17 protein-coding genes are annotated in these 20,116 nt (G+C 38.4%); 10 read left to right on the top strand and 7 right to left on the bottom strand.

What is annotated here, in order from left to right:
* Positions 1 to 197: 197 nt before the first annotated feature.
* Together B2O97_RS24260 and B2O97_RS24265 are read right to left on the bottom strand one after the other, a co-directional pair.
* Positions 198 to 617 (bottom strand): SH3 domain-containing protein, encoded by a 420-nt coding sequence (locus tag B2O97_RS24260; protein WP_046675658.1) that lies wholly within the window; start codon positions 615 to 617, stop codon positions 198 to 200.
* Positions 618 to 629: 12 nt separating this feature from the next.
* Positions 630 to 1,136 (bottom strand): BON domain-containing protein, encoded by a 507-nt coding sequence (locus B2O97_RS24265; protein WP_115047859.1) that lies wholly within the window; start codon positions 1,134 to 1,136, stop codon positions 630 to 632.
* 235 nt (positions 1,137 to 1,371) lie between these two features.
* On the opposite strand from B2O97_RS24265, the gene B2O97_RS24270 reads away from it, so the two are divergent.
* Together B2O97_RS24270 and B2O97_RS24275 are read left to right on the top strand one after the other, a co-directional pair.
* Positions 1,372 to 2,475, top strand: coding sequence for a DUF695 domain-containing protein (locus B2O97_RS24270; RefSeq protein WP_286768307.1), 1,104 nt, complete (start codon positions 1,372 to 1,374; stop codon positions 2,473 to 2,475).
* 61 nt (positions 2,476 to 2,536) lie between these two features.
* Complete coding sequence (locus B2O97_RS24275; protein WP_201639462.1) at positions 2,537 to 3,160, top strand: murein L,D-transpeptidase catalytic domain-containing protein; 624 nt, start codon at positions 2,537 to 2,539, stop codon at positions 3,158 to 3,160.
* Here the strand turns inward: B2O97_RS24275 and B2O97_RS24280 are convergent, their stop codons facing one another.
* Positions 3,161 to 4,663 carry a hypothetical protein gene (locus B2O97_RS24280; protein ID WP_115047854.1) on the bottom strand — a complete coding sequence of 501 codons (1,503 nt, stop codon included), beginning with the start codon at positions 4,661 to 4,663 and terminating at the stop codon, positions 3,161 to 3,163. It lies immediately after the preceding gene.
* 141 nt (positions 4,664 to 4,804) lie between these two features.
* On the opposite strand from B2O97_RS24280, the gene yiaA reads away from it, so the two are divergent.
* Positions 4,805 to 5,272 carry an inner membrane protein YiaA gene (gene yiaA, locus B2O97_RS24285; RefSeq protein WP_046675653.1) on the top strand — a complete coding sequence of 156 codons (468 nt, stop codon included), beginning with the start codon at positions 4,805 to 4,807 and terminating at the stop codon, positions 5,270 to 5,272.
* Between the two features lie 99 nt (positions 5,273 to 5,371).
* On the opposite strand, the gene B2O97_RS24290 is transcribed toward yiaA, so the two are convergent.
* Positions 5,372 to 7,117: a sensor histidine kinase gene (locus B2O97_RS24290; protein ID WP_115047852.1), complete on the bottom strand. Its 1,746-nt coding sequence runs from the start codon at positions 7,115 to 7,117 to the stop codon at positions 5,372 to 5,374.
* Positions 7,114 to 8,451: a sigma-54-dependent transcriptional regulator gene (locus B2O97_RS24295; protein WP_112374412.1), complete on the bottom strand. Its 1,338-nt coding sequence runs from the start codon at positions 8,449 to 8,451 to the stop codon at positions 7,114 to 7,116. Before B2O97_RS24295 ends, B2O97_RS24290 begins: the two co-directional genes overlap by 4 nt.
* A gap of 228 nt (positions 8,452 to 8,679) precedes the next feature.
* Here B2O97_RS24295 and B2O97_RS24300 point away from each other — a divergent pair, with 228 nt between their 5' ends.
* The 3 genes from B2O97_RS24300 (at position 8,680) to B2O97_RS24310 (ending at position 12,937) form a co-directional block, all read left to right on the top strand.
* Positions 8,680 to 10,275, top strand: a complete 1,596-nt coding sequence (locus tag B2O97_RS24300; RefSeq protein ID WP_070569254.1) for an ABC-F family ATP-binding cassette domain-containing protein — start codon at positions 8,680 to 8,682, stop codon at positions 10,273 to 10,275.
* Positions 10,276 to 10,563: 288 nt separating this feature from the next.
* A complete protein-coding gene (locus B2O97_RS24305) occupies positions 10,564 to 12,300 on the top strand; it encodes a GMC family oxidoreductase (protein ID WP_070569252.1) in 1,737 nt (578 codons plus the stop codon).
* Between the two features lie 4 nt (positions 12,301 to 12,304).
* Positions 12,305 to 12,937, top strand: a complete 633-nt coding sequence (locus tag B2O97_RS24310; protein WP_112374395.1) for a gluconate 2-dehydrogenase subunit 3 family protein — start codon at positions 12,305 to 12,307, stop codon at positions 12,935 to 12,937.
* 53 nt (positions 12,938 to 12,990) lie between these two features.
* Here the strand turns inward: B2O97_RS24310 and B2O97_RS24315 are convergent, their stop codons facing one another.
* Both B2O97_RS24315 and B2O97_RS24320 read right to left on the bottom strand, forming a co-directional pair.
* On the bottom strand, positions 12,991 to 13,890 hold the full coding sequence (locus tag B2O97_RS24315; protein ID WP_070569245.1) for an OmpA/MotB family protein: 900 nt from the start codon (positions 13,888 to 13,890) through the stop codon (positions 12,991 to 12,993).
* A gap of 103 nt (positions 13,891 to 13,993) precedes the next feature.
* Positions 13,994 to 14,518: a hypothetical protein gene (locus B2O97_RS24320; RefSeq protein ID WP_083296085.1), complete on the bottom strand. Its 525-nt coding sequence runs from the start codon at positions 14,516 to 14,518 to the stop codon at positions 13,994 to 13,996.
* A 477-nt stretch (positions 14,519 to 14,995) separates the two neighbouring features.
* Here B2O97_RS24320 and B2O97_RS24325 point away from each other — a divergent pair, with 477 nt between their 5' ends.
* The 4 genes from B2O97_RS24325 (at position 14,996) to B2O97_RS24340 (ending at position 20,052) form a co-directional block, all read left to right on the top strand.
* Complete coding sequence (locus tag B2O97_RS24325) at positions 14,996 to 15,370, top strand: hypothetical protein (protein ID WP_070569242.1); 375 nt, start codon at positions 14,996 to 14,998, stop codon at positions 15,368 to 15,370.
* Between the two features lie 65 nt (positions 15,371 to 15,435).
* Positions 15,436 to 17,409 carry a transglutaminase domain-containing protein gene (locus B2O97_RS24330; protein WP_070569241.1) on the top strand — a complete coding sequence of 658 codons (1,974 nt, stop codon included), beginning with the start codon at positions 15,436 to 15,438 and terminating at the stop codon, positions 17,407 to 17,409.
* A complete protein-coding gene (locus B2O97_RS24335) occupies positions 17,406 to 19,307 on the top strand; it encodes a DUF3857 domain-containing protein (RefSeq protein ID WP_070569239.1) in 1,902 nt (633 codons plus the stop codon). The genes B2O97_RS24330 and B2O97_RS24335 overlap by 4 nt, the downstream gene beginning before the upstream one ends.
* A gap of 73 nt (positions 19,308 to 19,380) precedes the next feature.
* Positions 19,381 to 20,052, top strand: a complete 672-nt coding sequence (locus B2O97_RS24340) for an HAD family hydrolase (RefSeq protein WP_070569236.1) — start codon at positions 19,381 to 19,383, stop codon at positions 20,050 to 20,052.
* The last annotated feature ends 64 nt before the right edge of the window (positions 20,053 to 20,116 follow it).

The raw sequence follows: 20,116 nt of genomic DNA on the forward strand, positions 1-20,116 counted from the left end.
ACAATTATTACACCAAAAATTAAAGTACAGTTGATTTTCCAAACAATTCCCCAATACGATAGATGCTGTAGTACCCTCATATTGCAGAACAGACAAGCTTAATCGTGAAATGAAAAAAGGGGAGTTATTTATCAATAACTCCCCTTTTTTCAAAGCCAATTGGTACTGGTACCCATCGTATGAATAACATTCGAGAACTAAACAGACTCTAAATATTGTGCATAACAATACCCTTCTTCATTATCTTTGGTTCTGACCAACCACCATTGATCATTAGCCTTACTAATCAATGTGATGATTTCTCCTTTAGCAGCTTTTCCCACGATAGGCTGGTCTGTACCGGGACCTTTTCGAATGTTCAAATTGCTATTTTCTGTTATAACTTTCACCTGGCTTCCGGGCACTTCTGTAGCCACATCTACATTTAAGACCACATCTCCGGTTTGGAAATTAGGATCTATATTACCGTAGATTTCCCAGAGCTTATTTTTCACATCTGCTGTTGGTGCGGTACCACGAATTTGTAATACGCCATCCATTTCGGCATAGTTCAAGTCATTTACACCTGAAGACTGTGCCGTATCTAAAAGAACCTTATATTTTTCCTGCAATGACATAATTTCACTAGTTTATTTTTTGACAACAATACCGCTTAAATCTACTTTTTTGGGATTTAAGTTATCCAAACCTTGTTTTAAAGTAATTATCTTAGCTTGCTCCAAAGTACCTGTAACTGCGATCACACCGTCCTTTACACTGGCCTGTACTGTAGGAAAATCCTTCATAAGCGTATTCACTGCTGCGCCAAGTACCGCATCATTATTGGATACCTCAATAGGAGCTGGCGTTGAAGACACTGGTGCGCTAACGATAATATTGTTTTGAATAGACTTGACGTCTTTATCACCTGCTGTTTTAGCAATCGATTCCACTTGTTGCTTTTCTTCTTCGGAAGCAACTGTACCACTTAAGATAACTTTCCCTTTTTCAACTTCAACGTCGACTGTTTTACGCCCCGTGAGTGCATTTTCGATCTTTTCTTCCAACTTATCATCAGACAAACCTGATTTGCATGCCGTGAAGGAAAGTACAACCGTAGTTGCCAATAGACAAAATGTTAATTTGCTCAATTTCATAAGACCAATTTTAATTTATTAATTCCAACAATAATCCTAACAAACTCCCTACACAATTGTTTGTTCATTTTTTTTTAAACTTAAATTCCCTTGCCTGATCGTAATTATATAATTAAATTTAGGAGCAGAGGTATTCATGATGGTTTCATTCGGATCATTTTCTCCGCTACGGTTATAAAAAACGCTTTGAGTAACAGATACGCACGTTGATTATTCAATCAAACAGCTATTAATTATGGGATTTTTGAACACTATTTTTTTTAAAAAAGAAAATAAAAAGGACAGTATAACGGAGTTTTGGGATTGGTTTAAAAAAAACGAACAGGCATTTTTTCAAATCGTCAAGGCTGGAGAACAAATTGATCAGCATTTTTTCAGCAAACTTTCGCCGAAGATCGATGCTCTTCGCAAGGAGCTGTATTTTTTAACGGGAATGTACGATGATAACACCGCAGAACTTGTAATCACCCCTGACGGTGTCATCAAAAACATTGCGTTCGTAGAACATCTGATCGCTTCTGCTCCAGCATTATCGCATTGGAAATTTACCGCATTAAAACCCGCTATTGCGGATATGGAAAAATTCAAAATCACGATGTATGGCTTCACTTTTGACATCAAGGATATGTTTTTTTACCCCATTCAACATAAATACCATCCGGATGAAGTTGATATTGTTATTGTTCACCCCGATTATACGGAAGAGCATAAAGCCAATATTTCCCATGGTATAGAAATATTTCTCGACAATTACATTGGTGAATTGAACTCGATCATAGCCATAGACAACCTAAATGTAACCTCAAAAGAGCTTGCAGCAGAAGAGCTGATTCCACTACTTAAATTAAAAGACTATTTGATCTGGCGGGAAAAGGAATTTGTGGAAAAATATACCGACGTTAGACACCTAACTGCAGATGATACATACACCGCTTTTGAGGGCACCCTGGAGAATGACTTACCCATCTTTGCCATCATAAATACGACCTTGTTGGACTGGGATGGAAAAGCTTCTCATCCCTGGATAGTTACATTAAAGATTAGTTATGACGGAACAACAACCAATGGTATGCCCGATCAGGAGACCTACGATTTAATGGATAAATATGAAGAAGAATTAATGAATAGTCTTCCAAATGATATTGGATTTCTTAATATCGGTCGAGAAACTGCCGATAGCCTAAGGGAAATTTACCTGGCTTGTACAGAATTCCGAAAAGCCTCACAAGTGATCGATCGATTAATTGAACAATACAGGGAAATTCTTCAAATTGATTATAGCATCTACAAAGATAAATACTGGAAAACCTTCGAACGATTTTATAAACAAATAGAATAGGTCTCCCGTACAACTGCCATAAGTTCTACTAAAAGTACTTGATGAATTATGCTTTATTTACATGAATAAAATCATTCTTTTGGTTATTATCCTTGGAATTGGCCTTATCACATACAAAACCATTCAAAAAAACACGCTTTTAGCCGTTGTTGATAAGGAAGAAAATGCTCCTTCAGACGCCTTTCGCTATACGATGGCAATAACGAACGTAAAAAAACGCATCATAAACAACAAAAAGTATAATAGTGACATATCCTTTCTCTTGGATATGAAAAGACCCTCGGGAAGAAATCGTTTTTTTGTCGTCGATCTAAAAACAGATCGGATTCTAGATCAAGGGCTAGTGGCACATGGATCCGGCTCCGAAACCGGAAAAAAGAATCTTTTGCAATTTAGTAATACGGATAACTCTCATGCGACATCGCTAGGTAGTTATGCTATCGGCAGCTCGTATAACGGTAAATTTGGAAAAGCATATAAATTATATGGCTTAGATAGCTCCAATAGCAATGCATATGCTAGAAACATCGTTCTACACAAATATGACCGCATGCCTTACGATGAACAAGTAGATCCAATATGTCTCAGTGAAGGCTGTCCTATGGTAAACGTCGAATTCTACAAAAGACTACAGAACCTGATTGACTCCTCAAAGAAACAAATCGTCTTACATATTTATTATTGATCACCGGCTATCCTCTTTGATCAAATTCAATAAAACCTGATACGGACTTTGAGATACAATAAGAGCTTTCAACCAAGCAATAAATCCCATAATAAATAAATCTTTATTTTCTTTGTCCTCCGCCATAGTTTGAACAGCTGCCCGAAAGGATTTCCCTTGAATAACTGCTGGATTTAAAAGATATTTCTCTACCAATTTGGCAAAATCAATCACTCTGTTTTCCTTGACATTCAGCAAGTATTTTTTATACCTACCGACAAAGCTTTTTAATTTCAAGGTTGCCAAATCGATGTGATCGAATTGAATATGGATCAGAATTTCAAGCAGACTCTTCCGAATCGTCCACAACATGCCCATTTTCTTCTCGTACCAAGCATCTGTTCGAATCAACTGCCGAAGCTCAATCAATGCTGTTTTATCTTCAAATTGCGTTAAAAACATCACTAAACACAACTGTAAATCCGCAAGATCAACCTCACTTGATTTTGGTGAGGCTTGCTTAATCCCCGCCCTTAACACGGAAAGACCTTTTACTCCATCGCCAAGGTAATGGAAATTCAATGCCATCAACAAATGGCACCGCAGCTGAAACTGGACTCGAAAAACCGTATTTCCTTGAGATAAAACTTCATTCAAGCGTTCTAAATACCCGATGCTCTCGTTAAAGAATCCGTTCCTCAAATTAAAATTGGCCAGATAATACAAAATATGAAGATAGTAAAATAGCTGATGCGCCGATGGTTCATCGTACTTCATCAAAAAATTATCTGCTGTTTTTAAAAAAGAATGAACCAGTGTATAGTTTTGATGTATTGCGGCATACTCATTTGCAATATACAGAAGTTGATAGAGTGATTTAAATGATAAGAGATCATCCAAAGAAATACTGTATTTACTCAGTACACTCAAAATCAACTTATTGATATCAATTATTTTTGCTTTCAAATGAATATCCTGCAATGCTGAACGCAATAGCGCATAAGCAATCTGAAATTTTGCTTCTTGCTGCAGTTTTTGCTGATTTTCGGTAAAACGATCGATAAGCAATTCCAAATTGACATTCAAATCTAAATGTGCATATTGTAGTCTGATTTGCAAGATTTCGTTCAGCAAACTAAACTGCTCCAGAACAAGAGCCTTGTCCTCAGCCCGTTGAAGGCATTTGAATCCAATCTTAATGAACTGACTTTCCAATAGAAAACGGCCCACAACAAATAATCTCAACGCTTCGTGGGCTTCACTGTTGTCTCGTTCAAAAACCTTATTTGAAAGAAAAAACAAAAGACTATCATGAAGTCTTTTCCTCAATGCGTGATAAGCATCCCGGTTTTTAATGGGATCATATAACTTTTTTAGCTTATTTATATCATCAGTTTCTATAATATCAAGTAACTTGATATTTTTCACATCATTTCGCTTATTCTTTTGTTTCAAAAAGGTTTTAAAATCCCTAATATCATCTTTATTCAATAATAATAGGAGATCCGATATCGCGTCCGCCATAGCTAAAATTTAGAATTAAACAAATATATTAAACAAAATTATATCGTCAGTATTCTTATAAATTCAAGTTTTAAAATAATTAGTTCCTATCGATATTTGAATCATAAAACAACAACAAATTAAAACTAAAACAAGAAAATTATGGAACCGCTAAAAAACATGATTGAAGAAAAAAAGGCTGAAAGAAATTTAGACAAAAGAAACCCATTTAAACCAACAGGAGCATTTATCGGAGCCTCCTGGACTGCATTATTGGTTGGTACCGTTGGCTATTGTGTAGGTTTATGGAATGCAACAATGGCATTAAATGAAAAAGGGTATTATTTTACAATTTTACTATTTGCGCTATTTGCGGTTATCTCCGTTCAAAAAAGTGTAAGAGATAAAGCAGAAGGACTAGCTGTTACCGAATTGTACTATGGTTTAAGCTGGTTTGCAACAATTGCTGCGGTCGTGCTATTAACTGTAGGCCTATGGAACGCGGATCTGCTGTTAAGTGAAAAAGGATTCTATGCCATGTCCTTCTCATTGAGTATTTTTTCAGCTATCGCAGTACAAAAAAATACACGTGATGCAAAACTTATCGATGACAATGAAATAAAACTTTAGCGGGTGCCGATCCTGCAGCCTCTGCGTAGCAAGCTGCAGGATCTTTCAATCTCTCGTAAAGCAAAAAAGGAAGAGCTTCTCATGGAGCTCTTCCTTTTTTTAAGTGGATTGTTTAAGCGGTGCAATAGGAAGGTAAACGAAAAATGCACTTCCAGTACCAAAAACACTTTGCACATCAATCTCTCCCCCCATGCTTTCGATAAATTCCTTGCTTATGCTTAACCCCAAGCCTGTTCCTTCCTTTGTACCCCCCGGAACACGGAAATACCGATCAAAAATCTTCGCTAAATATTGTACCGGGATTCCTTGCCCCTGATCTTCAACACGCAAAAGCACCCTGGCGCCCATTCTTTTGACAGCAAGACAAATCGCCCCCCCTTCATCGGAATAACGAATTGCATTGGACAGTAGATTCGTCAATACCCATGCGGTCTTCTCGTTATCAATAAAAACCATCGGCAGTTCCTCTTCCAGTTCAACCTGTAGTCGAATTTTCTTTTGGTCAAGCATTGAACGATTGGCTAACAGGGCATAATCTATAATCGGTCCGATTGTCGCCGGATTCAGCTTCATCTGAATGGTACCACTCTCCACTTGTGCAATATCCAAAAGTTCTCCCGTAATTTTCAGAAGTCGCTCTGTATCATCAGCAATTCCTTCAAGCAAGTCTTTTTGTTCTTCATTCAACGCTCCAATCCGCTTATTCTCGAGCAATTGGATCCCCATGCGTATTGATGCGATTGGAGTCTTCAGTTCATGAGATACCGTTCCAATAAAATTTGTTTTTGCGACATCACGTTCCTTAAAACTTGTCACGTTCTTCAACAAAATAAATTGTCCAATAAACTGCGAACTCTCCTCTCCCGTTGGTACAACATTAATGTCGATAACCTCCAGTTCAAAGTAGTTATCTTTTCCATAGGCAAAGATCTGAACTAAATCCAGACGCTCAGATTTCTGATTTAAAGAGTCAATCTTATCGAGAAGCTTATTAAGTAAATCATTGGAAGATGCTATTTCCGCTAATTTTTGCCCTTCAAATTCTGCGTGTTTTAACCCCGAGAGCAAACAAGCGGGTTCATTTGCAAAAAGCACTCTTTTTTCCTCATCTATCCCTATAACGGCATCATGCATATTATCAATAAGCGCTTCAATTCTCTTTTTATGCTGCAAGATCTTACCCAATTTACTTTCTGTATATTCCTCGAGCTTTTGAGCCATTGTATTGAACGAATGCGCCACTTCTCCAAATTCATCCTTTCGCTTAAAGTGAAGTCTCCTTTTATAGTTCCCAGCAGCAATTTGTTTAATACTATCAGTTAATTGTACAATTGGGCCAGCAATGGCTAGAGGGAGGTTCACAAGCAATACAAATGCCATCATAAAACAAAGCGCACCTACAATGGAGATGGCCAAAATTGCTTTTTCAGCTGTTGCATTGGCAATATTATTTTTGTGTTCAATCGCCTGCATATTAAGATACATTAACTGAAATATATCTTTGTGCAGGTCAGCAGCAATTGTTGCATCTTTCACCTGTTTCTTTAAACTCAAAAAGTGTTGATCTATACGTTCGGTCACCGCCCGTTCTCCAGGCTCGGTTACATTGCGCTTCTGGAGTCTTAAATTATCTTCAAATAGCGCCATGCTCTTCCCATTCGTATGAAGGTCTTCCAAAGCCAGCAACATATTTCTGGAATAATGCAGCGTATTATAATTGTCGACTAAAATATTATTGGTATCTTTTTTTAATCGATAAACATAATACCCACTCACTATCGCAAGCAGCAAGATCATAGAAAATAAAAATCCTACCCCGAATGTCAGCTTTGCTTTAAGTTTCATTGGATTCGATATTCTTCAATTTTTCGATACAAAGTAGCGATGCCGATTTCTAACAATCGAGCTGCTTCAGCTTTATTTCCATTCGTATGTTTTAATACACGTTGTATATGCTGCCTCTCCATGTTGGACATTGCAAAGTTTGACAAGACGTTTGCCCCTTCCCTATACTCACGTTCACCAAAAGGAAGGCTCTCCACACCTAATACGCCACCCTCACTCAAAATCACACTGCGTTCAATCACATTTTTCAGTTCACGGATATTTCCCCGCCATAAGTTGCCTTCCAAAGCCTGCACAAACTCAGGGGTCATCTGCAACGGTTTCAAGTTGGATTTTAAAGCAAAGATATCAGCGTAGTATTGCGCCAATGTCGCTATATCTTCAATGCGCTCGCGCAATGGCGGTAATTCAATCGTGAAAACAGAAAGCCTATAAAATAGATCACTCCTGAAATGGTCTGATGCAATTTCGGTTTCGAGATTTCTGTTGGTTGCTGCTATGATGCGCACATCCACTTTCGTTGGTTTGGAGTCCCCAACTTTTAAAAACTCGCCAGTTTCCAAAACACGAAGAATTTTAGCTTGAAGTTCCAAAGCCATCTCCCCGACTTCATCCAGAAAAATAGTCCCCAAATGCGCTTCTTCAAACAAACCACGTTGATCCTTAGTCGCACCAGTGAAAGCACCGGATTTATGGCCAAACAACTCATTTTCCAGCAAATCTTTTGTAAATGCGGCACAATTAATCGCCACAAAACTACGATCTCTTCTTGAACTCGCCTGATGGATTGCCTGTGCAAAAACCTCCTTACCTGTGCCGGTCTCGCCCGTTAGCAAGACCGTTGTATTTGTAACAGCAACTTTTTGTGCCATGCCGATGGCCGCTTTTATTGCACTGGATTTCCCAATAATCTTATCAAAAGAAAGTCGGTCGCCTAATCGTTTTTCTAACTGCTCCACCCTTCTAGCTAATGCAACCTTTTCACAGGCTTTATAAAGCAACGGTATAATGCGATTATTGTCATCTCCTTTCGTAATGTATTCAAAAGCACCATTTTTTATCGCCCGAACGCCATCCGGAATATTCCCGTATGCCGTCAATAAGATAATCTCTACAATTGGATACCGCTCTTTAATTAATTTAGCCGTTTCAACTCCATTACCATCAGGTAGCTTCACATCACAAAGTACAACATCTACATCACTGACTTCAAGCTTTTTTAACCCCGATTTAATGTCAGCAGCCTCGATCACATCAAAACCTTCCAGGCTAATAATTTTGGCCAGCAATTTCCGAAGCTTCTCTTCGTCATCTATAAGTAGAACTCTATTCACAATATTCGTTTTTTCAAAAGTACAATTTGTCCCAAGCAAATAGTAGAAAAATAAACAATTTGACTATTCCTCAAAAAATTTCCCGACATCAAAATAAAAACGCTATATTTGTAGCGCTCAACATCGTTAAAACTGCATGTAAGATTAAAATTCTTTAGAACGAAATAAATACCATCCATTGACGATACCCGTACAAATGGTCTTTTCTAACATTTAAAGAATTTCAACATGCTTTCATTACAACAACTTTCCTATATACATCCAAATAAAGATTTATTGTTTGAGAACATAAATCTGCACATAAACGCGCAAGAGAAAATCGCACTGATCGGTCATAACGGCGTTGGAAAATCAACGGCACTACAACTGATTGCCAAAGAATTATCGCCGACCAGTGGGAGCATACATAATAGCGCTAGCACCTATTATGTCCCTCAGGTTGTTGGACAATTCGAGCATAAGACGGTGGCTGAAGCACTTAGAATCGATAAAAAATTGAATGCTCTTTATGCCATATTGGCCGGTGATGCGTCTGAGGAAAATTTCAATAGACTTCAAGATGACTGGGCTTTGGAAGAACGTTGCCAAGAGGCTTTCAAACAATGGGATCTGCCCAACATACAATTGGCTCAGCAAATGTCTTCCCTTAGTGGTGGACAAAAAACGAAAGTTTTATTGTCCGGAATCCAGATTCATCGATCCGAGCTTATTCTTCTTGATGAACCGAGCAACCATTTGGATATGGACAGCAGAACACAACTATACGATTGGATTCAATCAAGCAAAAACACTATAGTCGTTGTCAGCCACGATAGAACCCTGCTTAATTTACTGGATGACATGGCTGAAATGGCCCCAAATGGCATCAAGCGATATGGGGGTAATTATACCTTTTACGAGGCTCAAAAGGAGATCGAACGCCATGCGTTGCAACACGATATCCACCACAAGGAAAGAGCGATCAAAATCGCAAAAGAGAAAGAAAGAGAAACAATCGAGCGCCAAAACAGACTAAACAACCGTGGTCAAAAAAAGCAGGAGAAGGCAGGTGTAGCTCGCATAATGATGAATACGCTACGTAATAATGCTGAAAAGAGTACCGCCAAAATTAAAAATGTACACCAGGACAAAATTGGAGATATCAGATCGGATCTACAAGAACTTCGTGGTTCACAATCCGCATTGGATGAAATTAAAATAGATTTGGGAAACAGTAATTTTCCAACAGGAAAAAGTATGATCAAGGCCGAAAACATCAATTTCAGCTATGGCGCAAAACAGCTTTGGAAAGATAATATAAACGTTCAATTATTCAGTGGGGATCGTATCGCACTCCAAGGCCCGAACGGATCTGGGAAAACAACATTAGTTAAACTCCTTCTCAACCAACTAATGCCTGAACAAGGAAAAATTGAGCGGCAATCATTTCGCGCAATCTATTTAGATCAGACGTATTCCATCTTATCTCCACATTTAAGTATTTATGAGCAAGCGCAGCAATTCAATACCGCCGCGCTACCTGAACATGAAATCAAAATTAGACTCAATCGGTTCTTATTTGGAAAAGACGATTGGGACAAGCCCTGCCAACTATTGAGTGGCGGTGAAAAAATGCGTCTGATAGTATGCTGTCTCACCATCCAGCAACAGTCTCCCGATTTGATTATCCTTGATGAGCCTACAAACAATTTAGATCTTCAAAATATACTGATGCTAACCAGAGCGATTCAGCTTTATAAAGGTACCCTACTCGTCATTTCACACGATGAAGTGTTTCTACAAGAAATCCATATAAACAAAGTCATCAAATTAAAAAACCTCTAAAAGATAACGCCGTGTATTTCGCTGCAACGAAATACACGGAATATTTAAGTATCGCTCGCCATAAAATTTTAATAAAACAGGGTATTTTTTGTAACAATCCCATATTCTTTATTTAAAATCTGCTAAATCGATAAATTAAATTAAAAAAAACAAATTTTTATCGATATATTCACGATGATTTTAAACATGAAACAATAACCATTAAATTAATTGAACCTCCACATTTACATAGTAAGCCTTCAGGCAAATGTATCGCACAGGCCTCTCAATTAATTACTTCATTTAATTATGTCAGATTATCAAATTAAAGAAAATCCCGAATTATTTGACGCCATCGTAGTTGGTTCCGGCGCAGGTGGTGGTATGGCAGGTTATATACTTGCACATGCGGGGCTTAAAGTATTGATGCTGGAAGCAGGTCCTTTTTATGACCCAGCAAAAGATTCGTTACAACTACGCTGGCCTTGGGAATCCCCAAGAAGAGGTGCGGGTACCACAAGACCATTCGGGGATTTTGACGCAGCCTTTGGTGGTTGGCAAATCGAAGGCGAACCCTACAGCAAAGTAGCGGGAACTGAATTTGAATGGTTTAGAGCACGCATGCTGGGCGGCAGAACCAACCACTGGGGTCGAATTTCATTGCGTATGGGACCTGACGATTTCAAGCCAAAGGATGGAGTAACGGATGAATGGCCTATTACTTATGAAGAGGTTAAGCCATTTTATGACCGTGTAGATCGAATGATCGGAATATATGGCACGGCAGAAGGTATTCATAACGAACCCGATGGTATTTTTATGAAACCACCTAAGCCACGCTTAAACGAACTATATATTGCAAAAGGTGCAAAAAAAGCTGGAGTTCCAGTGATTCCCGGAAGAGGGGCGGTATTAACCGAAGTATCAAAAGATATTAAAGATCGAGGTACCTGTTTCTACTGTGGGCAATGTGGTCGTGCATGTAAAGTTTATGGAGACTTTTCCTCTTCATCTTGTCTGGTTATTCCAGCGATGAAAACGGGTAACCTGAAGGTGATAGACAATGCAATGGTAAGAGAAGTCATTACAAATGATGAAGGAATTGCAGTTGGTGTTTCTTATGTTAACACCAAGGATTTGCAGGAATATACCGTTAAGGGGAAAACCGTTATTTTGGGTGCTAGTGCCTGTGAAAGTGCGCGGATCATGTTAAACTCCAAATCAAAATCACATCCTGGTGGTGTTGGTAATAGCAGCGGTTTAGTCGGAAAATATCTCCACGATTCTACGGGAGCCAGCTTATCGGGCTTTTTACCACAGCTACTCGACCGGAAGCGTTATAATGAAGATGGCGTTGGAAGTGTCCATATTTATTCACCATGGTGGGAAGATAATGCCAAATTGAACTTCCCTAGAGGTTACCACATCGAATACGGCGGTGGTTTACATATGCCATCTTATGGATTTTTGAATTGGGTACCGAAAGTAAATGACCATGCAAAAAATTCAGCTGGAAAGTCAAAGGCCAAAGGCGGTTATGGTACTGCATTAAAAGAAGATTTCCGCAGCTATTATGGTGCAAATGTCGGCATGGCAGGACGCGGAACGGCATTGGCAAGAAAAGACAATTATTGTGAAATTGACCCCGATAAAGTCGACAAATTCGGAATTCCTGTACTACGTTTCAACTACAAATGGGCCAATGAAGAAATCGCGCAAGCCAAGCACATGCAAGAGACATTTCAGTCTATTATGCACGAAATGGGCGCTGTCATCACTTCTAAAATACCCGGAGCAGATACATTGTACGGCCTAGAAGCTCCCGGAAAAATTATTCATGAAGGCGGTACCACAAGAATGGGAAATGACCCTAAAACCTCCGTATTGAACAAATGGGGACAAGCCCACGATTGTAAAAATCTCTATGTCGTCGATGCGGGACCATTTGTTCAACAAGGTGACAAAAACCTGACCTGGACAATACTCGCTTTATCGATGCGAACAGCAGAATATATACTTCAAGAAAAGAAAAAATTAAACGGTTAAAAGCATGAATAGAAGAGAATCTTTAAGAGCATTAGGATTAATTGCAGCTGGATCTGGTCTTTTAACCGCAGCCTGCAATTCAAAAGATGCTAAAAATGCAGCAGCAGACAATAGCAAAAAATTACCTGGAGTCCAGGATTTTGAATACGAACGCACGGAACAATTATACGCCGAAAAGTTTTTCGACGAACATGAAATGGCGACAATCACTGTTTTGGCTGACATTATTATTCCTAAGGATAACATTTCAGGAAGCGCTTCGGAAGCGGGAGTCCCCGATTTTATCGAATTTATCGTAAAAGATTTGCCTGATAATAAAATCCCGATGCGCGGCGGACTTCGTTGGCTCGACCTACAGTCCAAAAAGCGTTACGGAACAGTATTTATCAAATGTAGCGCAAAAGATCAACTTGCATTGGTGGATGATATCGCCTACCCTGATTTGGCAAGACCGGAAATGAAACAAGGTGCCGCCTTCTTTTCATTGATGCGCAACCTGACTTCTTCAGGATTTTACACCAGTGAAATGGGTGTAAAAGATATTGGCTATGCCGGAAATAAACCTGGAGTCTGGAATGGTGTACCAGATGATGTGTTGAAAGAGCACGGTTTTGACCCAACTAAATTCTTTGGATAATAAAAAAATCCTTTCCAAAATGGAAAGGATTTTTTTATTTACCCAATTAAAATCTATTGTCCCGATGGTAACTCGGTAGCTTCCGGAGCCTTATCAATCAACTCCATAAATTGATCCAATTTAGGTGTGATGATAATCTGCGTTCTTCTATTCCGTTGCTTACCTAGCGCGGTCGTATTATCTGCAATTGGATTATATTCTCCTCTACCACCCGCAGTTAAGCGCTTCGGATCCACACCATATTTATTTTGTAAAGCCTGTACCACAGAAGAGGCTCTCAGGGTACTTAGATCCCAGTTATTCCGAATATTAGGTTTAGAAATTGGATCCGTATCGGTATTACCTTCAATCAAAACTTCATAATCTCTATAATCCTGGATAATTTTCGCAATTTTGCTTAACGTCTGATCGGCCCTATCATTAATTTCATAGCTACCGGATTTGTAAAGCATGTTATCAGCAAGTGAGATATAAACGACCCCTTTTAATACCTGTACATCAACTTCCTGCAGTTCCTCACGGCTAAGTGATCTTGTCAAATTATTGGTCAATACCAGATTCAAGGAATCGGATTTGTTTTTCGTCTCAACGAGATGCTTAATGTATTTATTTGAAGCGTTAATTTCATCAACCAGCTTAGAAATATTAATATTTCCCTGTGAATTCTGATTAATACTGTTATCGAGCGATTTCTGCAAAGCAGCATAAGCAGATCGGAGGTCCGCATTATTTTGACGTTCAGAAGCCAACTGATCTTCTAAGCTCTTGATCCGCGTCCGGCCTTCAGCTAATTGAAGTTGTCCATCCTGATATTGCTTGGTCAATTGACTGTGCTCCGTTTGCAATTTACTATAGTCGGACTGTAAACCAGCATATTGCTTTTTGCTGACACCACATCCGACAACAAACAAACTGGCCGTTAATACAGTCATTGGAAAAACTAAATTCTTCATGATATACTCTTTTTGTAGATGTTGAACTAATTCATATAGCAAGATACGCAATATTCTAGCCAAAATACCCCACAGTCTTGTCAAATTAACAACCTTTAACGTCCTATTGGGCTAGCTCCTTCAACTCTGTAGCGCTAAATACTTGCCCACCTTTAAGATAAGGATTGGCGCCTTTGAGATAATTATAAATAATGGATTTAGCCTCTTCATTGGGTAATTTATAAAGGTTTTTAACCAGGAAATTTTTATCCTCAAGGATATTATTGTTGTAGCCCAAAAAAGAAGGCGCATGCACCTGTACGCTCCAACGTATAAACCGTGCTTCAATATGATTTGGATTTTCCTTAATCACTTCTTCCAAATGCTTTTTCCCCTCTTTGAATTGCCCAACTTTCTTAAATGGATTGCCGATATGTTTCGCTAACAGTATTTGATAGGCGGCTAGATAGGCTTTCTCTGTCGGCGATTTGGCCCCTTCGGTCAATGCCTCCAAATTATGTTCACACAGATCCTCGTCCTTCACGGCCTCCGCATATTCTTTTCGAATTTTCTCCATATTCACCTGCTGGCCAAGCCCAACTTTTGTTAAAGTGAATAGAACAATTGTCAATACTATTCGTGTTATCATAATTATAAATCAGGCTATTTCAACAATTTCAATTTCCGACTTAAATTACTAAAAAAATCGAATCCAACTATTAATTTTCAATTATCATACCATAAAGGCCAAAATTCATGTCATCGTATCGCCACAGCTAGCCTTAAAAAAGAGAAAAGTCTTTATTAAAGTATATTTTTAAAGCAATTTTGCTCCATGAAACTGATTTTAGAAACAAGCCCAGTCTGGTTAAAGGTGATTTTGTCAATTCTATTTGGTGTGATATTAGGCTGCTTTTTAGGGGAAATAGTTTACACCTTATTGCAGGCATAAGCTCTTCATCATAATCGATATCCCCTCCTTTACCTGAGGATCTGCTGAATTTTATGCCTACAGATAGACCGCTAATTGCGGTTATTTGAATAGACCACTAAGTTTCATTATCCTTGCCAAAAATCAAATTATTTTTGCTATATTGCTTATACCAATATAAATTTAAAGCGAGCTATGGAAACTAAAGCAGAGTATCAGATTTGGGACACTATTGTGAATAGCGCAAAAACTAAATTCGATTATAAGCATATTCGTGCTATGTTTAAAAAGGAAGATGACGAAATAACCGATAAGTTTCTATTCCATATTATTGCAGGATTTGCCTGTGGTGAAAATCATCAGACCATCTCAACCAATCTTTTCAATGAATTACAAAGTATTCATTTTGAATGCAATGAAGAACAGATCGACCGGTTTATCGCTGATAAGCACGTAAAATTCAGTCCTGAAATCTACGCCACCTATCTTGCATTCTCTATGCTGGAAGATGGTGAAGAGGTCGATAACATCACCGAAATCATTAATAATCTTTTGCAACTAGATAAATAATTATCCGGAAGTATCGTTTAATTTTGGCTAAAAACTTATATTCGTGAATTATTACACCTATAGTTATGCGCCAGTTTTTAACGCTATTTTTAATATTTTCTATTTATACAAATAGTATAGCCCAGACTTTTGACTTTGGTAAAGTTTCTATTTCAGATTTTTCACGAACAGATCTGGATAGCAATGCCAATGCAATCGTGCTCAATGAGTTTGGACGGAGCTCTGTCTTTGTTGATGATTATGATAATCGCGTAAAACTTCAACATGAATACCATGTAATTATCCGGATCAATAACAAAGAAGGGTTTAAAAAAGCTAATTTTGAAATTCCTTCGTATAAACGCGGGAGTTACGTCCGTGACTATTTTGACGAACTAAAGGCTGTTACGTATAATTTAGAAAATGGTAGGATCGAGAAAACAGAGCTTGAAAATAAAAAAGTTTTCAAGGAAAATTACTCAGCCTATCTGGATCTTAATAAGTTCACCCTTCCGAATATTAAAGAAGGATCTATTATTGAAGTGTCTTATCGGACGCTGGAGCAGGATTTATTTAATTTCAAGACATGGGAATTCCAAGATGATATCCCCAAAATTCAAAGCCAATATATCGCAATTATTCCCGCTTCCTTCGCCTACAATGTAGTTTTACGCGGCCCCTACAAGCTTACCGATCAAAAAGCCGAAGCACTGAAAGAATTTATTTTCCTGGATGGGTTGCGAATGGATTGTTCAAAATTGACCTATACCATGAAGAACATTCCGGCATTTATGGAAGAGGATTACATGACTTCGCCAACCAATTTCAAATCTGCGATCTATTATGAGCTTGAATCGATCTTTTATCCGAGCACAGGCAGTAAGAAGACATTTAGCAAAACCTGGAAGGACGTCGATACAGACCTCATGAATGAAAAGACTTTTGGAGGTCAATTAAAAAAAACAGACTTATTCAAAGCCAATTTAGCAACAATTCTATCGCCCACTGACACCAAATTAGAAAAAGCAAAAAAGATATATAACTATATCAACAAACAAATAAAATGGAATAATTATTTAGGTAAATATGCTGAAACTGGTATTGAAAAAGCACTGGAAAAACGAACCGGGAATATTGGCGACATCAATTTAGCACTGGTAACTGCTTTATTGGCGGCAGATCTGGAAGCCTATCCTATTATTTTATCAACACGCCGAAACGGTACACCCAATGGCCTATTCCCGGTATTATCGGACTTTGATTACGTCATCGCTTGCGTGGATATAGACGGTGTAAAGTATAAACTCGATGCCTCCAATTTATATTTACCTTTTGGACAGCTGCCTTTACAATGCTTAAATGAACGGGGAAGAATCATCTACTCCAAAAAAAGTTCCGATTGGTTTCCACTTACGGCTCAAGAATCTTCCGATGTAAACTATATCTTGGAAGGGGCTTTGAATGACCAATTTAAAATCAAGGGAAAACTGACCATAAGCAGTAGCGGTAACAAAGCACTCCTAAAGCGGCAACATATTGCCAAATTCAACTCTTTGGAGGAATACTGGGAAAAACTAGACGAAGAAATGCCCAATATCACGTTAACAAAATCAAGTATTCAAAACCTGGAGGATATCGATCAACTATTGATAGAAGAATTTGATGTTATCCTAGATGTCTCCAAACAAATGGAACAAGACATACTCGTATTGGCTCCAAATATTATTGACAGGATTTCCTACAACCCCTTTAAAGCACAGGAAAGAACTTATCCGGTTGATATGGGTTTTAAATCCAAAACATTGTACTCCGTTAAATTAACCATTCCTGATCATTATGAAATTGCTGAGAAGCCTCAGAATGCATCGTTAGCACTCCCGGAGTCAACTGCAAAATATAGATATGTAACGCAGGTCAATGGCAATCAACTTGAAATACTACAGAGCCTCGCGTTCAACAAACCCATCTTTTCAGTCGATGAGTATTTTTCGCTCAAAGAATTATATTCACGTATTATTCAACAACAAAAGCTAGACATAAAATTAATCGGTAAAAAATGAAAATCGTATTCATCAACTTACTATACTTCCTGCTTCCGATCCTCGCAATTGGGCAAGATAACTACGACGTCGCCAATATTCCAAGTACATTAAAGAGCAGGGCTGTCGCTACGGTGCGCAATGATAAAACGGTGGTAGAAATAAAATCTCCCGAACAAGTCATCACCACCATAACCTGTGCCATAACAGTGTATAATAAAAATGGAGACCGGTATGCCACGCTCCCAGTATATTATAATAAATCTACCGAGATCAAGAGTCTTAAAGGGGCTATCTATAATGAAATGGGAATATTGCAAAAGAAAATTGCAACGAAAGATTTCAAAGATATTAGCGCTGTGGACAATAGTACGATGTTTGCCGATTCCCGGGTAAAACTATTTGTACCTGACTACCATAGCTATCCCTATACCGTCGAATACCAATACGAGGTTAGGAGTAAACAAAACTTGATCATTCCATCTTGGACTCCTGAAGTGTCCAATAATGTATCTGTAGAAAAAAGCAGCTTTCAATTTATTGCACCAATAGGCACAGAATGTCGAATTGAAACAACGAATTATAAAGGAAGTATCAAAGAAGAGAAAAATGACAAAACGGAAAGTAAAACATGGAATGCTGAACAGATCGCGGCAAAAAAAGAGGAATCTTATAGCCCCAACCCTAGCCTGAAAAGAACAAACGTACTCATCGTTCCCAAAAATTTTATTTATTATGGTAAGACAGGAAATTTCGGGGACTGGAAAGAATTTGGCCAATGGGTATCCAACAGCCTATTGAACAAAAAAGACGATTTGACGGAAGCGTCTAAACAAAAATTTATTGCATTAACAAAAGACGCAAGCTCAGATAAGGACAAAGCAAAGATTCTATACAATTACTTACAAAAAAACACACGTTACATCAGTATCCAAATCGGTATCGGGGGCTTGGAGCCCTTTCCCGCTTCTGAGGTTGACCGCTTAGGTTATGGTGATTGTAAAGCACTGGCCAATTACATGCGAAGCATGTTGTCGGCAGTCAATATCCCTTCCTATTACTGTATTGTCGAAGCAGGCAGACGCAAAGAAAGTTTCCACAAAACCTTTGCAAATGCCCAGGACGGTAATCACGTCATTCTATGTATTCCATTCAAAAATGATACGACCTGGCTGGAATGCACGAGCCAAAACCTTCCATTTGGTTTTCTTAGCGACTTTACCGACGATAGAGATGTCGTTGCCTGTACCGAAAATGGCGGAGTTATCATGCATACACCGAAATACATTAACTCCACCAACCTTCAATTGCGCTATGCCGACCTAAAACTTTCGGAAGACGGAAGCATCCAGGGTACCTTAAACACCAAATTCTACGGAGCCCAATATGAGAACCATATGGACGTGCTTTTAGCCAGCAATAATGATAAGAATAAGCTCCTCACGGAATACTATAATATAGACAATATCAATTTTAATCAGGTAAACTATATTGAACATAAGGAGGAAAATCCATTTATCGAGGAGAACCTGAATATTTTTATTAAAAACTATGCGGTGAAAAATGGTAATAAACTTTTGATCCAGCCTAATCTATTCAATACACACTCCAGCATTGCCGAAAGTAGAAATAGAACGGAAGATATTTTCATTGAAAGAGGCTACGCCGATATCGATAGCATTAGCATTGCCCTCCCAGAAAACATGCTCAAAAACATAACTTCTGAGAAGAAAATTATTGAGAAACCATTTGGAAAATATGAATTTAGGTCAGAAATAAAAGACAATAAACTGTTCACCTACAGAAAACTGGAACTTTTTGAAGGCAGTTATCCTGCCAGTACTTATGAAGACTTTTTCCAATTTCATAATGAGGTAAGCAGCTGCGACAAGGGACGCTTTAATCTAAGCTTTCTCTAGTCGGAAGAAAATATTTACCAGAATATGAAGGAGTAAAATCGATCAAATAAGGCAATTATTGTATATTAGCTCAATGACAGAATACGCAGCGATATTTGACATGGACGGTGTTATCAGCCACACCAACCCTTTCCATGCGGAAGCTTTTAGAGCTTTTTTTAAAAACCACAATGTACAACAGGCGACAGAAGAGGAATTTGAGCAGCATATGTATGGTAAGCATAATAGTTACATTATGCAACATTTCTTTCAACGTCCGATATCCCCTGAGGAACTGCGGACCCTTGAATTTGAAAAAGAACAGCTTTTTAGAGTCATTTATAAAGAGCACGTTGCCCCTATTAAGGGCCTGATTGAATTTCTGACAGAATTAAAGAATAACGGTTTTAAGCTTGCTGTGGCGACATCAGCTCCACGAGAGAATATGGATTTAATTCTGGACGAATTGAATATACGCCAGCTCTTCTCGTCCACACTGAGCAGCGAAGATGTGAAACTACATAAGCCACATCCTGAGGTTTACCTAAAATCTGCAGAAAACCTGCAAATTCCTGTTGACCGCTGTATTGTTTTTGAAGATTCTTTTTCTGGTATTACCGCAGCGAAAAATGCCGAAATGAAAGTTGTTGCCGTACTTTCAACCCATAAAAAAGAAGAATTGCCTGCAAGTGATGATTATATAAATAATTATACAGAAATATCTGTTGCCAATGTAAAGGCCATTTTAAAAACACAAGAATTATAACTTGGTTGAGTGTGTGCCGACACTTAGCCCGAGGACTTCAGCTGTCTCCTCTCTACCGATAAAA

This window comes from Sphingobacterium sp. UBA865 (genome assembly GCF_002295765.1).
In the GTDB taxonomy this organism is placed as follows: Bacteria; Bacteroidota; Bacteroidia; order Sphingobacteriales; family Sphingobacteriaceae; genus Sphingobacterium; species Sphingobacterium multivorum.

Coding starts and splice junctions, on each gene's coding strand:
- B2O97_RS24330 (WP_070569241.1), top strand. CDS start 15,436: ATGCGCCAGTTTTTAACGCTATTTTTAATATTTTCTATTTATACAAAT.
- B2O97_RS24275 (WP_201639462.1), top strand. CDS start 2,537: ATGAATAAAATCATTCTTTTGGTTATTATCCTTGGAATTGGCCTTATC.
- B2O97_RS24315 (WP_070569245.1), bottom strand. CDS start 13,890: ATGAAGAATTTAGTTTTTCCAATGACTGTATTAACGGCCAGTTTGTTT.
- B2O97_RS24260 (WP_046675658.1), bottom strand. CDS start 617: ATGTCATTGCAGGAAAAATATAAGGTTCTTTTAGATACGGCACAGTCT.
- B2O97_RS24320 (WP_083296085.1), bottom strand. CDS start 14,518: ATGATAACACGAATAGTATTGACAATTGTTCTATTCACTTTAACAAAA.
- B2O97_RS24290 (WP_115047852.1), bottom strand. CDS start 7,117: ATGAAACTTAAAGCAAAGCTGACATTCGGGGTAGGATTTTTATTTTCT.
- B2O97_RS24340 (WP_070569236.1), top strand. CDS start 19,381: ATGACAGAATACGCAGCGATATTTGACATGGACGGTGTTATCAGCCAC.
- yiaA (WP_046675653.1), top strand. CDS start 4,805: ATGGAACCGCTAAAAAACATGATTGAAGAAAAAAAGGCTGAAAGAAAT.
- B2O97_RS24310 (WP_112374395.1), top strand. CDS start 12,305: ATGAATAGAAGAGAATCTTTAAGAGCATTAGGATTAATTGCAGCTGGA.
- B2O97_RS24280 (WP_115047854.1), bottom strand. CDS start 4,663: ATGGCGGACGCGATATCGGATCTCCTATTATTATTGAATAAAGATGAT.
- B2O97_RS24325 (WP_070569242.1), top strand. CDS start 14,996: ATGGAAACTAAAGCAGAGTATCAGATTTGGGACACTATTGTGAATAGC.
- B2O97_RS24270 (WP_286768307.1), top strand. CDS start 1,372: ATGGGATTTTTGAACACTATTTTTTTTAAAAAAGAAAATAAAAAGGAC.
- B2O97_RS24305 (WP_070569252.1), top strand. CDS start 10,564: ATGTCAGATTATCAAATTAAAGAAAATCCCGAATTATTTGACGCCATC.
- B2O97_RS24265 (WP_115047859.1), bottom strand. CDS start 1,136: ATGAAATTGAGCAAATTAACATTTTGTCTATTGGCAACTACGGTTGTA.
- B2O97_RS24335 (WP_070569239.1), top strand. CDS start 17,406: ATGAAAATCGTATTCATCAACTTACTATACTTCCTGCTTCCGATCCTC.
- B2O97_RS24300 (WP_070569254.1), top strand. CDS start 8,680: ATGCTTTCATTACAACAACTTTCCTATATACATCCAAATAAAGATTTA.